At 60.8% G+C, this 12801-nt stretch carries 15 protein-coding genes and 2 pseudogenes; 7 read left to right on the top strand and 10 right to left on the bottom strand.

Annotated features, from left to right (window positions below):
* Positions 1-233, top strand: a pseudogene (locus tag ACJHWK_RS23595) (hypothetical protein); the annotation flags it as partial.
* 17 nt (positions 234-250) lie between these two features.
* On the opposite strand, the gene ACJHWK_RS23590 reads toward ACJHWK_RS23595, so the two are convergent.
* From ACJHWK_RS23590 to ACJHWK_RS23580, 3 genes are all read right to left on the bottom strand, one after another.
* Positions 251-709: a hypothetical protein gene (locus tag ACJHWK_RS23590; RefSeq protein ID WP_217823328.1), complete on the bottom strand. Its 459-nt coding sequence runs from the start codon at positions 707-709 to the stop codon at positions 251-253.
* Positions 710-939: 230 nt separating this feature from the next.
* The gene (locus ACJHWK_RS23585) at positions 940-2112 is read right to left on the bottom strand and encodes a hypothetical protein (protein ID WP_145062813.1); all 1173 of its coding nucleotides are present in this window, start codon (positions 2110-2112) and stop codon (positions 940-942) included.
* The gene (locus ACJHWK_RS23580) at positions 2099-2308 is read right to left on the bottom strand and encodes a hypothetical protein (RefSeq protein ID WP_064186834.1); all 210 of its coding nucleotides are present in this window, start codon (positions 2306-2308) and stop codon (positions 2099-2101) included. Before ACJHWK_RS23580 ends, ACJHWK_RS23585 begins: the two co-directional genes overlap by 14 nt.
* A gap of 355 nt (positions 2309-2663) precedes the next feature.
* Between ACJHWK_RS23580 and ACJHWK_RS23575 the strand changes: the two genes are divergently transcribed.
* On the top strand, positions 2664-3953 hold the full coding sequence (locus tag ACJHWK_RS23575) for a hypothetical protein (protein WP_145062810.1): 1290 nt from the start codon (positions 2664-2666) through the stop codon (positions 3951-3953).
* Positions 3950-4591, top strand: a complete 642-nt coding sequence (locus ACJHWK_RS23570) for a ProQ/FINO family protein (RefSeq protein WP_145062807.1) — start codon at positions 3950-3952, stop codon at positions 4589-4591. The genes ACJHWK_RS23575 and ACJHWK_RS23570 overlap by 4 nt, the downstream gene beginning before the upstream one ends.
* A 197-nt stretch (positions 4592-4788) precedes the next feature.
* Here ACJHWK_RS23570 and ACJHWK_RS23565 read toward each other — a convergent pair whose 3' ends face one another.
* From ACJHWK_RS23565 to ACJHWK_RS23555, 3 genes are read right to left on the bottom strand one after another with little or no spacing between them, the layout of a single operon-like run.
* Positions 4789-5151 (bottom strand): hypothetical protein, encoded by a 363-nt coding sequence (locus ACJHWK_RS23565; protein ID WP_064186829.1) that lies wholly within the window; start codon positions 5149-5151, stop codon positions 4789-4791.
* Positions 5144-5716, bottom strand: a complete 573-nt coding sequence (locus tag ACJHWK_RS23560) for a hypothetical protein (protein WP_061301021.1) — start codon at positions 5714-5716, stop codon at positions 5144-5146. The genes ACJHWK_RS23565 and ACJHWK_RS23560 overlap by 8 nt, the downstream gene beginning before the upstream one ends.
* Positions 5716-6375, bottom strand: coding sequence for a hypothetical protein (locus ACJHWK_RS23555; protein WP_112918731.1), 660 nt, complete (start codon positions 6373-6375; stop codon positions 5716-5718). Before ACJHWK_RS23555 ends, ACJHWK_RS23560 begins: the two co-directional genes overlap by 1 nt.
* A 259-nt stretch (positions 6376-6634) precedes the next feature.
* Between ACJHWK_RS23555 and ACJHWK_RS23550 the strand changes: the two genes are divergently transcribed.
* Positions 6635-7222: a recombinase family protein gene (locus ACJHWK_RS23550; protein ID WP_064186842.1), complete on the top strand. Its 588-nt coding sequence runs from the start codon at positions 6635-6637 to the stop codon at positions 7220-7222.
* An 80-nt stretch (positions 7223-7302) separates the two neighbouring features.
* Here ACJHWK_RS23550 and ACJHWK_RS23545 read toward each other — a convergent pair whose 3' ends face one another.
* On the bottom strand, positions 7303-7557 hold the full coding sequence (locus tag ACJHWK_RS23545; RefSeq protein ID WP_217300910.1) for a hypothetical protein: 255 nt from the start codon (positions 7555-7557) through the stop codon (positions 7303-7305).
* A gap of 217 nt (positions 7558-7774) precedes the next feature.
* Here ACJHWK_RS23545 and ACJHWK_RS23540 point away from each other — a divergent pair, with 217 nt between their 5' ends.
* The gene (locus ACJHWK_RS23540) at positions 7775-8242 is read left to right on the top strand and encodes a helix-turn-helix domain-containing protein (RefSeq protein ID WP_064186840.1); all 468 of its coding nucleotides are present in this window, start codon (positions 7775-7777) and stop codon (positions 8240-8242) included.
* A 239-nt stretch (positions 8243-8481) separates the two neighbouring features.
* Here ACJHWK_RS23540 and ACJHWK_RS23535 read toward each other — a convergent pair.
* A pseudogene (locus tag ACJHWK_RS23535) lies at positions 8482-8655 on the bottom strand (IS6 family transposase); the annotation flags it as partial.
* A gap of 1 nt (position 8656) precedes the next feature.
* Entirely contained in the window at positions 8657-9118 is a 462-nt protein-coding gene (locus tag ACJHWK_RS23530; protein WP_196451626.1) for a DMT family transporter, read from the bottom strand.
* A 189-nt stretch (positions 9119-9307) separates the two neighbouring features.
* Between ACJHWK_RS23530 and ACJHWK_RS23525 the strand changes: the two genes are divergently transcribed.
* Positions 9308-10012 (top strand): IS6-like element IS26 family transposase, encoded by a 705-nt coding sequence (locus ACJHWK_RS23525; protein ID WP_001067855.1) that lies wholly within the window; start codon positions 9308-9310, stop codon positions 10010-10012.
* Positions 10013-10614: 602 nt separating this feature from the next.
* Here ACJHWK_RS23525 and ACJHWK_RS23520 read toward each other — a convergent pair.
* Positions 10615-11910 (bottom strand): VapE domain-containing protein, encoded by a 1296-nt coding sequence (locus ACJHWK_RS23520; RefSeq protein ID WP_337223343.1) that lies wholly within the window; start codon positions 11908-11910, stop codon positions 10615-10617.
* Between the two features lie 524 nt (positions 11911-12434).
* On the opposite strand from ACJHWK_RS23520, the gene ACJHWK_RS23515 reads away from it, so the two are divergent.
* On the top strand, positions 12435-12801 hold a 367-nt coding region (locus ACJHWK_RS23515; protein ID WP_410234944.1), incomplete at its 3' end, for a hypothetical protein.

Genomic DNA, 12801 nt, shown 5'->3' with positions numbered 1-12801 from the left:
GCGCACCACAAAACGCACGACAGATAGTCCCCCGGGGAGCCGATCCCCGCTTCCAGGCCGTCAGCGATGAGGCCGACCAGCTCATCGTCAGCATGACCGGGGAGAACGCCACCCTGCCCGCGATCGCCCAGGCGCTGAACGCAGCCGGGCACACCACCGCCACCGGGCAGGAGTGGAATACCAGCCGCGTCCGGGACTACCGCCACAAGCTGCGCGAGCGCGGCCTGATTTGACGCAGAGGGGCGACGGCTCACGCCGCCGCCGCATCCAGCCACTGCAGCATCGCCGCCCTGATCAGCTCCACGTCGGCCTCGTCCATGGTCAGCAGCACCATGCCATCCACAGGAGGCAACCCGGCGAACGCCGCGCAGCCGGTCACGTTGAACGACTCCACCATCAGCGCGGTGGCCACAGCCTCCCTTTCGACCGCGCACAGCCAGATGTAGTTACGCTCACGCGACGCCGGTAGCTTCACCTGCAGCGCACGGTTTGCACGATCGGTAAACGCAGCGGTACCCGCCCAGGTGTAGTCGAACGGCGGGCGTTCGAGCACCACAGAGCCCTCCTGCGTCTGCTGGCGCGGCAGCGGGGAGAAGTTCGGCAGCGAGCCGTGAGCAAACCCGTCGAGCGACCAACCCCCCATCTCAGAAGCGATCACCTCAAGGGCGCGAGCCGTCGCGGCAGCGCGTAATTCAGTCTTTGATTTCATGTGCCCTCCTTACGGGCGAAAAAAAGCCCGACACCAAAACGGTGCCGGGCTTGAGTGTGCTGCTGGAAACCAAACCAGCTGCAGGATAGCGTCACGACCGCAGCGGCGGTGCGTCGCTTTAATCCGTCTATGCAAAAAAGCGTCGATAGTGTCTCGAAAGTCGGTCGCAAAATCCGGGGCAGCGGCAGCAGGAGGTGTGTCCCGAAAGGCGCACCATTCGGACACGTCAATCAACGCCGCTCAAGCCGGGCATGACGAACCGCATACCGGAGCAGCTCACGTGCCCGATCTTCCCCTTCCTCAACCAGCACGTCGAACCAGTCGAGGTTATCCCGGGGAGTGAACCGATCGAGGCCGTCGAACGACACAACCGCCGCGCCTGGAATTGTCGGGACCGGCTCTCGCTCATCGCCATAGGCCGCTTTATGCGCCAGGCGGTACGCTTCGCCGTGATCCGGTACCAGCATCACATCAACATCTGGCCAGAACCGACGCAGCGACGCCACGCAGCTGCCGAACCCGGCGATCGAGAACGCAGCGCAGACCGCCACCTTGCCACGGCTCAGGTGGTGCAGGGCGAACGCCGTAGCGAACCCCTCACAGACGAACAGAGGCGAGTAGGGCGCGTGCGGGGAGCCGTCGAGCACGTCCATGAACCCCGGCATCGGGTAGAAGCCGCCCTGCTTGCGGGTACCCGCCGGAGAGAACTTCGAGCCAGTGAGCTGGAAACCCTCAGCCGAGCAACGCCCGCAGATGGCCTCCAGGCCGTCAACATACAGCTGACGGGCGGCGTCGAACTTGTAAACCGGAATCAGGAGGCAATCAGACCAGTAAGCACGCGGATTGAACGATCGAAACATCCCGCCAACACCAAGATCTGTGCTGAGGGCGGGCAGCTGGACGCCACCCGCAGCTGCCAGAGCGGTCTTTTTGCGCCAGTATGGGGTAGACGCAGGATCCCCTCCCTTCGCCAGCAGCTTGACCGCAGCACGCGCAGCAGCATCACCCTTCTTGTCGCGTTCAGCCTTTGCCTTCGCTGTGGCCTCACGGGACAACCGCAGCCGTTCAGCGCGATCGACGTCGGACTGGACAGAAGCGCGACCGTTGCGCCATTCGACGCCGGAGAAATTGAGGAAAGCCTGAGCGGCGAATGTATCCAGGTCGCCTTTTAAAAACGACCTGTACTGCTGGCGATGGCGATTCTCGCCTCGCCCATGTCGAGTGGACCAGGCCTCGATAGCTGCCAGCCCGTCCTCGCCGCAGAGAGACGCCCAGCAACCAAGAGCCAGGCAGAGACGCACCCATTCGTCTCGATCAGCCGGAGCACCCGCAGCCGATACGGCACGCCAGAACAGGCCCGGATCCTCTTTCAGATGGGTAGTGTCGAAATCAACGAACGCCATCAGCAGCCCTCCCCGGACGACGCTGGTCGGCAACGAAGCGTTTGATCTCGGGATTGCCAGCCAGCCAGTAATGCCCGCCACGGAGGGAGCGCCCTGCCGGAGTCGGCACGATCCCCCGCGAACTTAGCCGCGAGAGCGTGCGCAGCGACACGTTCAGCAGCGCAGCGAGGTCAGCGGTATAGATTCGTTTTTTCATTGGGAGTACCAGATAGGTGCCCCCCTCAGCTTAACGGGCATCGGGGGGCGGGAGTGACGATTATCGATAAAGCCGCCCTTGAGGACTTACCGCATAGCGGCAGGACAGCAGCCCTTCTCGCTTACTCGCACCTGCCAAGGACGAAGCGCGCATCCTCGTTTACAACCCCGCCTCGTTGGGGAGGAGGGAAAGCGGCACCGGGCGATCCGGTTTCATGTTTCCCAACTGCTCGTCAGGAATCAGTAAGACAAGCGTAACACAATTAACGCCAAAGTGGCGTTTTTTGTGAGATACTAAAAAAGACGCACAGCCAGTGCTGGCGCTGTCTGGCGACCATTTCGACGCAGGGGGAGCAGTGAACGACGATAACGACACGAACGAATCGACGCAGCCGAACCCGGCAGCACTTGAACGCGTAAGCGCGACTGAAAAATTCCCCGAGCAGCTCCCCGGCGTTTTGTTCGTCACCTGCCCCGGCGGGTGCTCCCTCCGGGTCGAGGCATGCCGACAGATTTATGAGCAGAGCCACCTCGATCGCACGATTGAAAACCCCCACCTCGAGTGCCACCGGTGCCCCACTGGCCTCGCGCTTTGGGTCGGTACCGAACAGCCCCCTGACGCACCACTGACCACCCCGGCAGACACCCGTAAGCTCTGCCCCCGTTGCAGCCGGAAAGACAACCGCCTGATCGCCCCCAATAAGCCCGGTTCGAGCCTGTGCGTCTCCTGCTGGAACCGCGAACGCGAAGCCACCATCGGAGCCAACGCACGCGGGAGAGTCAACCGCACCCCACCGTTCGTCTCGCCGTTCCTGATCGGCATCGGCGATGGCTGGCAGGTCTGGTACGGCATCCACCAGGGCGAGGCGCTAGTCCGCGCCATGCGAGCCAACCCGGGCGCACGGTTCCACGATCGCCGACCAGGCCCGGTCGGGCAAACACGCCGCGACGGTTTCGTGTACTACTGCCACGAACACCGCGAGCCCCTGCGCTGGAACGGTGGCGACGGGCACGCCGGAGAGGTGGAGCTTGCTTGTCCCAGGTGCCAGCCATGGGCGGCACCCCTCAGCGTCGCCCCCACGTTTCAGACGGTCAGCTTCCAGACACCGCATGACGCCGCGCACCAGTACCGGAACGCCACCCTGCCAGACAACGCGGTCTGGACAGCGTCGGTCTGCTCCGATTGCAAAGCCGCGCCCCTGGTGATCAGCAAGGCACCGGTCAAGGGCAAGCCGCGACGGGAGATCGTCGTCTCCTGCCCGTCCTGCGACTCCAGCGCATCAGCCAGGCCCGGAGGCAGGACATGGACAGACGAGCACATCGCGGTGCCCGAGTTCACGCAGAACGAGACGCGCAGCCTGGCGAAGATCCCCGTTATTTTGCCGCAGAGGGAGCAGCCGCAGCTGCTCAAAAGACCAGGGACAGGGCGCGGTCCAGGACGCCCCCGCAAGCGCATCCCCCTGACCCTCGACCGGGTACCAGAGAGTCGGTTCAACCGCCTCACCCTTTCCGTCCTTGCCGCCGTCGGGCGCTGGGACTACATCAACGACATCATCCGGCGCATCGATCGGGACCGCGGCGACGCCGCCACCCTGATCGCCCTTGCCGACCACATCCAGACCAACAGACCTGAGAGAGATTTATGACCGAACCCACCCGCCCGATCCTGACCATCAAGCGACGCAACCGCACGGTCTACGTCCCGCCAGAAAAGGCCACGAAATCTGAGCCACAGCCAGCCGAACGGACTACCAGCAAGGCGAAGGTACAGCCAAAAGCGAAAGCCCCGCAGAAGCCCGCACAGAAGCCCACAGCGGCAAAGCCGAAAAAGACGCCCGAGCAGGTCGCCGAGGGGATCCGCAGACAGGAGGAGAACGACCGCCGCCAGCAGGACATCGCGATCGCCAACAAGTCCAAAAAGGCGCTGGCCAACCGGGTGACCAAAGCATTCCTGAAAGAGCACTGGCCTGACTTACTGACCCGGGGAGTTGACCGTCGCCCCATGGCAAAGGGCATCATCGAGCAGATCCTGACCCGAGGCGCAGAGCTGGACATGCCGCCAGAGGCAGACCGCAAAGCCGTCCGTCGCATCCTGGGCATTGTCACGGGTACCAGCTCGTACCAGCAGAGCCTCATCGACCAGTGCATGCGCTACGACCTGGACGGCAACCCCACCGAACCAGCAACTCCGGAGGAGGCCGAAAACGCCAAAGCCCGCCTGACAGAGATCAAGGCATTCCGGCGCAAGGCACGCCAGGCGAAGGGCGAAAAAAAGGGCGCATAACGCGCCCCGTCTCACCGTTTCACCGCCCTGTCGACCGGGGCTGTTCCCGTCTCACCCAGCGCCACGTAGGCGCAGCACGACGCTCTGCAGCACGGCGAGCAGCTGCGACACGTTGAGCCTGTCCCCTTGCCCGTCGGGCAGCAATGACCCCGTCGGGGATCACCACCTCAGGAATGACCAGGCGCGAGACAGCAAATTCACTCATCGCCACCCCCGAACGTCTCGGACAGGTTCACGCCGTTTGCACGCTGCTCCAGCGCCTCGCCAGCCGCAGCAACATCGGGATCCGAAGCAACCAGCTCCCGGGTGCGCTTGCGCTGGAACCGCAGTCCCAGCGCGTACAGAGACGCATCCGAACGGACGAAAGCATCCGTCTGGCCACCCGCAGCGAGCGATCCCCGGAACCTGCCAAGCGCCCGCCGCTCAGTGACCGATCGATCGCCCGGGTGGAGCCGCAGAACGGGCAACAGCCAGATCAGCTCCAGCCGTTGCGAGCGCGTGATCCTGCTGGACAGCGGCATCAACACCTCGCCCTGCAGGTGACGCGGCAGCTTACGCATTCCAGTCAATACCACGCGCAGCCGGTGACAGCGTCATGCCGCCCGCCTGAACCTGACGGCGCACCTCGGCAAACGCCGGAGCACGCGCCGCGTCTGGCATCCCACGAGAGGACGTCAACACGCCGTCAAGTAACACCAGGTCAGCCGGTGCCACACCCGCCGCTTTCATCTCGTTCAGGAACGCCGCGTCCTGGATGGACTGCGCACGCGCACGGTGAACCGCTTCGGTCGGAGACGCCACCGGAGCCCCGATCGGCGCGAACGTCTGCGCTGCGCCGCCTGTCTCCACCACTGTCTCGACCACCGACGACAGCGGAGGGAGGCCAAAGTCATCAGCGCCGGTGGATTTGGTCAGCGTCTTGCAACCTTTAACGTCGTTCATGCGCTTACGGTGGAGAGACGCGATCGCCTCGTCCTCCTCCAGCTCCCCGGCGGGCTTTTTGCCCTTCTTGCCGCCCTTCAGGTCGGGATCCAGAGATTGCTTTTTGAAAGCGCCGGCCCCGTCAGATTTTGCCAGCGTCGCCTCATTGCGAAGCCGGTCACACAGGAGTTTGAAAGCAGACATTACACACCCTCCATGCCACGGTTACGGCGCAGGATTTCAATAGCGCCCTGCGTGGCGAAAATTTGGTTAAGACGGCGGTCAGGCGCGATCACGGTACGGTACAGGCCGCGCCCGCCGTCGGCTTCAGCGAGCGTCGTCGCCTCGTCCATCGCCAGCTTGAGAAGCAGCTCGATACGCTGCACGCGAACGGAGTGCGCCCAGTTGAACAGCGCCAGCGCAGCCGCCGCGTCACGGCGATCGGCATCCTGCAGCAGGGTGTCACGCTCCCGGGCCACGTCGGCCTCAGCAGCCTCAGCAACAACCAGCTCGGCCTCGATGTCCGGCAGCAGGAACGACGCAACACCCGCGTCGGGGCTCACCGGCTCGCCAGCACGCAGCGCAGCCTTGCCGTCGGCGATCAAGCCCCGCAGCCGTTCGGCCTCGGTCTTGAGCCCTTCCACCACTCGAGCGGCGTCCAGCCGTCGCGCCTCTACGTCGGAAGCGGCCTGACGCATTTCACGCGCAGCCTGACGATCAGCGAGCGCCGAAAGCTGAGTGGAGGAGTTCGGGTCTACCCGCAGGGACGGGAGGTCATACACAGGGAACGCATCACCCGCCATTTCAGCAAGCGTGGTACGCAGCCAGGCCGCGTCCGGGCATTCGGTTTTGATTTCGGTCATGGTTTGGTTCTCAGCAAGTTATCAGCAAAGCGGCAAGAAACGCCGCTCAGACAGCATGCCGTCACGACGCAGCGCAGACATCAACGCAGAGGGCGCAGGGCTCTCGCCCAGCGCGGGGAGCCGCCTGGAGGCCGTCGCTAATCCCCTACATTTCAGGACACCCAACAGAACGACGAAAAAGACACTTTAGCGATAGACTTTCGATACAGTTGTGGCATGTTGTGTCGAAAGAGACGTATCGGTCAGAGGAGAGAAAAAAGTGAACAAAACATACGGTTACGTTCGCGTATCAACCGACGAACAAACCAGCAACAGCCAGCGAGACGCCATCATCGCCCGGTTCCCAACCGCCTCCATCCTTGCCGACGACGGGATCAGCGGGACGGTACCACCACGCGAGCGCCCTGCCCTCGGCATCCTCTTGAACCAGTTGCTGCAGGAGGGCGACACCCTGGTCATTTACGCGATCGATCGCATCGGCAGGAACGCCAGGGACACCCTCGAGCTGGTCGAGGAGCTGGAGAAGCGGAAGATCACCCTAGTCAGCATCCGCGAGGGCGTCGACCTGAGCAGCGCCGTCGGACAGGCGGTACTCGGCGTAATGGCCAGCTTCGCCCAGATGGAACGCAAGCTCATCCTCGAACGCCAGGCAGCAGGTATCGAGGCAGCAAAGAGCCGAGGCCAGAAGTTCGGACGCCCGACCAAGATCGGAGCGAAGGAAGCCGGGGAGATTGTCATGCGCCGCGCCATGGGAGTGCCGATCGCCACCATAGCCAAACAGCTAAACCTAAGCCGGAGCGCGATTTACCGCCATCTTGAGAAGGTCGACGCGGTCGCGCCGGAGTAAGAGAGAGATCGCGGCGGTGGTACTCGCTAAAGTCACCGCCGCAACCCAGGCCCGGGGAAGTGTGAGAGCCAACCCGGGCATCACCAACCACCCGTTAGAGATTTAATGACATGCAGAGCATACAACAGACCACCCCTGCCCGCTACCCGGGCCTGAGCATCGAACACGGCGAGATCCGCCAGTTTGGCAAGCCGCGTCATTGCGCCGCCAACCGCCGAGGCCAGTACCAGACTACCCTCCGCGACCAGGCAGGGCGATACCGCACCGTCAGCATCATCAGCCTTTACGCATGGGAGGCATGACCATAACGAAAGCCTTACAGGTGTAAGCAGCAAGCAATAACAAAAGCCTTACGCCATTACGAACCACTTACAGGGGCGCGGAAGCGCCCCCTTCACCAGAACGCACCAGAGCCATTCTAAGCGCCTCAGCCACAAAAACACCCAACCGCACGACCACGCACGCACAAACGCCGTGTACCCCCCAAAAACCCCCGCCATTTTCAGCGCGTGACGTTTCAATACGGGAGAGAAACCAACCGGAGCAGGAACCATGAAGAAATACACCACCGAACAGAAAGCCCAGGCGCTCAGGCTACTGGAGCAGGACGGCGCAACCAGTGCCACCGTCGCACGCACCATGGGGATCCCACCCCGCACCGTTCGCCGATGGGCGAGCGAGAAGGCCGCAGCACCCAGCAACGTCCTCAGCATCGAGGAGATGCGGAAACGCGCCGCCGCCGCCGTCGAGGCCACACCACAGGCCGCGATCCGACGCCTTAAAAACCACTTTGTACAGCAGCAATTTGACCTGCTACAGCGCCACGCAAAGGACTTGCAAGCCCTCCGCAGCGCATCGTTACAGGCCATGCTGGAGAAGGACGCCACCATGGTCAAAGCGATCAGCGGCCTCATGACCGCCCTGCTCAAAGCGCAGGAACGCGAACGCCTCATCTACGAGATCAAGCCGGGCACCGAGGCCGACATCATGCGCGAGGGCATGAACCGCAAACAACAATGACCGCCATGACCGAAATGACCGCCATGTGACCGTTTTTGTGACCGCCAAAACCCGGGAGCCCACGGAATACGCGGATCCGCACGTTACGCAATTGTTACCGCTCGCGTGCGCGAGAAGCCCCGTTTTGATGCCCGGACGAACCAAACGCGCAGCTGCAGCTACGCATTCCACCCATAACGCAGAGGGGCTCTGTTGCAAAGATTGGCGGCAGTCAGAGGTAGGCTGTCGCTCTGCGCCGATCAGGCGGCTGCTGCGAAATGGTGGTTGAGCATGCCCATGGCCTCCGTCAGCGCCGAGGGCCCAATGCCAAAAGCTCTCTCCACAAGGCGCACCTCGCCCCTGATGCCGGGCTGCAGGCACCAGGGGCGAGCCTGTCCTTTGCGCAGGGCTCGCATGACTTCGAATCCCTTGATCTTATGCCTGCCATCTGATCAGCACTACCCCAAGAACAAGCAGGACAACGCCCAGCAGGCGGATACCGGTGACAGGATAAACCGGGATACCAAGAAGGCCATAGTGATCGAGCATCAGGGAAAGCAGCATTTGCCCGACCACCATCAATGCCAGAACCGTTGTTGCTCCCAGTTTCGGGATCATGAAAATGGCCGTGGCAATGTAAATCGCCCCTAAAATACCGCCTGTCCATGAAAACGGGCTGGTACGCGAAAGCATATCCCATGACAGGCCAGGGCCGCGACAAACCAGCGCCATGACCAGCATGGCCAGGGAACCGCCGACATAACTGATGAAACCTGCCCACCATGGTGAAAGCAGTTCTGCGCGAAGATGGTTGTTGGCCGCCTGTTGCAGGGAAAAGCTGGCGCCGGCAGCAACAACCAGGAGATAAAACGCCAGATTCATCAGAATGTTTTGCATGGTTTTTCTCGTCGAAGAAGTGAACCGCCCCGGGTTTGGCGGAGGGTATTTTGTTTAAGTTAAGGCGTGTTGACGGATAGTTCGTCAAGTTGCCGATAGTAGTCCTGTTCAAGATATTCGCCGACTGGCACTGTTGCAAATAGTCGGTGGTGATAAACTTATCATCCCCTTTTGCTGATGGAGCTGCACATGAACCCATTCAAAGGCCGGCATTTTCAGCGTGACATCATTCTGTGGGCCGTACGCTGGTACTGCAAATACGGCATCAGTTACCGTGAGCTGCAGGAGATGCTGGCTGAACGCGGAGTGAATGTCGATCACTCCACGATTTACCGCTGGGTTCAGCGTTATGCGCCTGAAATGGAAAAACGGCTGCGCTGGTACTGGCGTAACCCTTCCGATCTTTGCCCGTGGCACATGGATGAAACCTACGTGAAGGTCAATGGCCGCTGGGCGTATCTGTACCGGGCCGTCGACAGCCGGGGCCGCACTGTCGATTTTTATCTCTCCTCCCGTCGTAACAGCAAAGCTGCATACCGGTTTCTGGGTAAAATCCTCAACAACGTGAAGAAGTGGCAGATCCCGCGATTCATCAACACGGATAAAGCGCCCGCCTATGGTCGCGCGCTTGCTCTGCTCAAACGCGAAGGCCGGTGCCCGTCTGACGTTGAACACCGACAGATTAAGTACCGGAACAACGTGATTGAATGCGATCATGGCAAACTGAAACGGATAATCGGCGCCACGCTGGGATTTAAATCCATGAAGACGGCTTACGCCACCATCAAAGGTATTGAGGTGATGCGTGCACTACGCAAAGGCCAGGCCTCAGCATTTTATTATGGTGATCCCCTGGGCGAAATGCGCCTGGTAAGCAGAGTTTTTGAAATGTAAGGCCTTTGAATAAGACAAAAGGCTGCCTCATCGCTAACTTTGCAACAGTGCCCGCAGAGGGCGCGAGGGCAAGCCCTCACGCAGAACCAACAGACGACCACCCAGCGCGAGCGACAGCTCGTGCCCTCAGCGCCACCCCAACCACCCGATCCACCCCCTAACCACTACCACCCACCACCCCGGCACGACGAACCTATCCACCGATCGACCAAGACAAGCAAAGTGCATCCCCGAAGGGGTGCAGCTGCGGCGCGTCAATGGCTCGATGTCACACCCGTCACAGGCGTAACGGCAAAGATTCATAAATAGTAAAAAAAATATTTAATTGTGTAATTAGTGAGCGATTTACCCCTATTTACCCTATTAATTCGTTTTTTATATTTAATTAGAAAAGTGGGTGTGACGGGTGTGACACTTAATTAAATACTAAGTAAATAAAGGGATTAGTTGTCACAGGCACGGGTGTGACGTGGGTGTGACGGGTGTGACAGGTGGGTGTGACGGGTGGGACAAAAAATGCAGGTGTCACACCCGGGTGTGACGGTGGGTGTGACACATAAAAAAGGGGAGCATTAAGCTCCCCTGGAAGGTGAAAGTGACCGCTACAGGGTCGATGAACCAGTGCGGAAGTACCCGCGAACGGTTGCACCTTTGATTCTTCGCTGCCCTTTCTCGTAGCCGAGACGCGTCATTATCGCGTTCAGGCGCTGGTTTTGAGCATTGCTGGTATGGCTCAGGTACATCCCAAGGTGAGCGAACAGCGCCTTAGTCGGAACGAAGCTGGTCGGCTCGCAGTCGTCGACCCCGATCTTGAGCAGGTCGGCGATCTCGTCCTCCCATGGATCCTCAACGCGGAACTCGTCATGTACCTTACGCGCCAGAGTTTCAGCGGCCTCCCACATCACCCCGTTCTCGTTGAACAGGTGGAGCGCCTCAGCCCACAGCTGGGAGCGGTTCTTCTCGATAGCCGCGCAGTCCACGTCCCCGGAGGTCATAGGCAAATAGCGGCGGTTACCCGTCAAATCATTGAGGATCTGCTTGTTGTTTGTGGTACCGATGAACACGACACGGCGGGGGTTTCGTACCTTGAACTCTTTAAACTTCGGCACCCACTCGTCGTGGGCTGCGGAGAAGAACGCCTTCACCGATTCGGAGTCGCGCCCATGGAGGCCGCGCAGCTCCTCCAGCTCGCCAATCAGGCACCCACGCATACGGCGCACTAAGGAGTCGTCCTTGTCGTTCAGGTTGAAGCTGGAGTAGGAGTCAGGGAACGGCGACATGAGGCGAACGCCCGTCGATTTGCGGGCACCCTGCCGCCCGTACAGCAGCGGAACCATGTCGGCCTTGATGCCGGGATTCATCACGCGCCCTGCAAGCGCCGTCCAGGTGTAGAGGCTGACCGCCGCCAGGTACTCGGGATCCCCTTGGCATTTGAAGCACCGCTCGAAGAACATATCGACGCGAGGCTTCCCGTCCCACTCCTGAGCCGCCAGCCAGCGCTGGGCGCTGTCGAATTTGTTCTCACCGCAGACGTAGAACATCGCGTCGCGGGCATTGTCCTTGGTCACCTTCTCAAAGTCGGCAGCAGCGAGGCGCAGACGCAGCTCGGTAACTAGGTTGTCGGACAGCGGGTACCATTGCCCGTTCACGAACGCCCCCTCCTCCGCAAAGAACTCATCGAAAGCGAGCTGGATGCCGGTGACGGAATGGCAGCGCATAGCGGCGACAACGTTCTCAAGAGAGGACGAGTAGCGCCCCTTCCGGTAGTTGATCTCCAGCTCCACGGGAAACGCGGTGGTCGGGTATTTTTTAGGCAGCGAGGGGCGTCCCACCTTAGCGGCGGTGATCGGCGTTACGTTGTCGGCAACAGCGCCGGAATTTTCTTCATGGTTTGACAATTTTACGTCCTCAAAATTGAACAGCCAATCTCAAGGAGCCTTACAACGGTGGGACTTTACGAGGAAAACACCCTTTGCACGCGTCATTATGATCGCGTATAATTCACGCTGGCTTCACACCCAACATGAGTTATTATGTGTTTTCCACGGTGACCGCCGTGAAAGCTCCAAACTCAAAACAGCTTTGAAGAAAACCCGTCTCCCCAAGGCGGGTTTTTCTTTTTCAGCCGCGCCATCATACCGTTACACCCACCCCCTGCGCCAGTACATAGCGATCCCGCAGCGATAAACGCGATCCCGCGCCGATCTTAGAGCCGCGCAGCCTCCGCGACTTATCCACGGGCCAGCCCCGCCGCAAAATACTTGTCCACAGAAACTGTCCACAGGCACCCAAGGCGACGCCACGCCGTCGCCCCTCAGCGCACGACAATTGCACTACGTCAAATTCGACGCGCACGACAAAACGCATTACACTCCGCAAGACAAACAGCACGACAAAACGCACGACACGGAGAGGCCAGCCCATGCGAGAGAAAACCAGAACCCTAACCGTTCGACTGCCCGTCAGCCTGATCGAGCGCATCGAGCAGCGAGCGGAGAAAAACAAAGTAACCCGCACAGATGCCGTCATAGAGGCGCTTGTCGCCGGACTCGGCACGAAGCCGGAAGGGATGGACACCAAACTTTTGACCGCCATCGAGGCGCTGCGGTCAGAGGTCAGGGCGCTGGCCGGAGGCGGGAAAGATGCACGACAGTCTGCACCACAAACAGCACGACAAAGCGCACCACAAAACGCACGACAGATAGTCCCCCGGGGAGCCGATCCCCGCTTCCAGGCCGTCAGCGATGAGGCCGACCAGCTCATCGTCAGCATGACCGGGGAGAACGCCA

Origin of the sequence: Escherichia sp. WS547 (genome assembly GCF_046486065.1) — a bacterium.
Classification (GTDB): domain Bacteria; phylum Pseudomonadota; class Gammaproteobacteria; order Enterobacterales; family Enterobacteriaceae; genus Escherichia; species Escherichia coli.
The sequence above is the reverse complement of the archived record's forward strand: the minus strand, read 5'-3'. Positions and strand labels throughout refer to the sequence as shown.

What these genes read in the sequence shown, in the direction of transcription:
- ACJHWK_RS23540 (WP_064186840.1), top strand. Translation starts at nt 7,775, where the DNA reads ATGAAGAAATACACCACCGAACAGAAAGCCCAGGCGCTCAGGCTACTG.
- ACJHWK_RS23560 (WP_061301021.1), bottom strand. Translation starts at nt 5,716, where the DNA reads ATGTCTGCTTTCAAACTCCTGTGTGACCGGCTTCGCAATGAGGCGACG.
- ACJHWK_RS23580 (WP_064186834.1), bottom strand. Translation starts at nt 2,308, where the DNA reads ATGAAAAAACGAATCTATACCGCTGACCTCGCTGCGCTGCTGAACGTG.
- ACJHWK_RS23590 (WP_217823328.1), bottom strand. Translation starts at nt 709, where the DNA reads ATGAAATCAAAGACTGAATTACGCGCTGCCGCGACGGCTCGCGCCCTT.
- ACJHWK_RS23565 (WP_064186829.1), bottom strand. Translation starts at nt 5,151, where the DNA reads ATGCGTAAGCTGCCGCGTCACCTGCAGGGCGAGGTGTTGATGCCGCTG.
- ACJHWK_RS23525 (WP_001067855.1), top strand. Translation starts at nt 9,308, where the DNA reads ATGAACCCATTCAAAGGCCGGCATTTTCAGCGTGACATCATTCTGTGG.
- ACJHWK_RS23555 (WP_112918731.1), bottom strand. Translation starts at nt 6,375, where the DNA reads ATGACCGAAATCAAAACCGAATGCCCGGACGCGGCCTGGCTGCGTACC.
- ACJHWK_RS23530 (WP_196451626.1), bottom strand. Translation starts at nt 9,118, where the DNA reads ATGCAAAACATTCTGATGAATCTGGCGTTTTATCTCCTGGTTGTTGCT.
- ACJHWK_RS23585 (WP_145062813.1), bottom strand. Translation starts at nt 2,112, where the DNA reads ATGGCGTTCGTTGATTTCGACACTACCCATCTGAAAGAGGATCCGGGC.
- ACJHWK_RS23570 (WP_145062807.1), top strand. Translation starts at nt 3,950, where the DNA reads ATGACCGAACCCACCCGCCCGATCCTGACCATCAAGCGACGCAACCGC.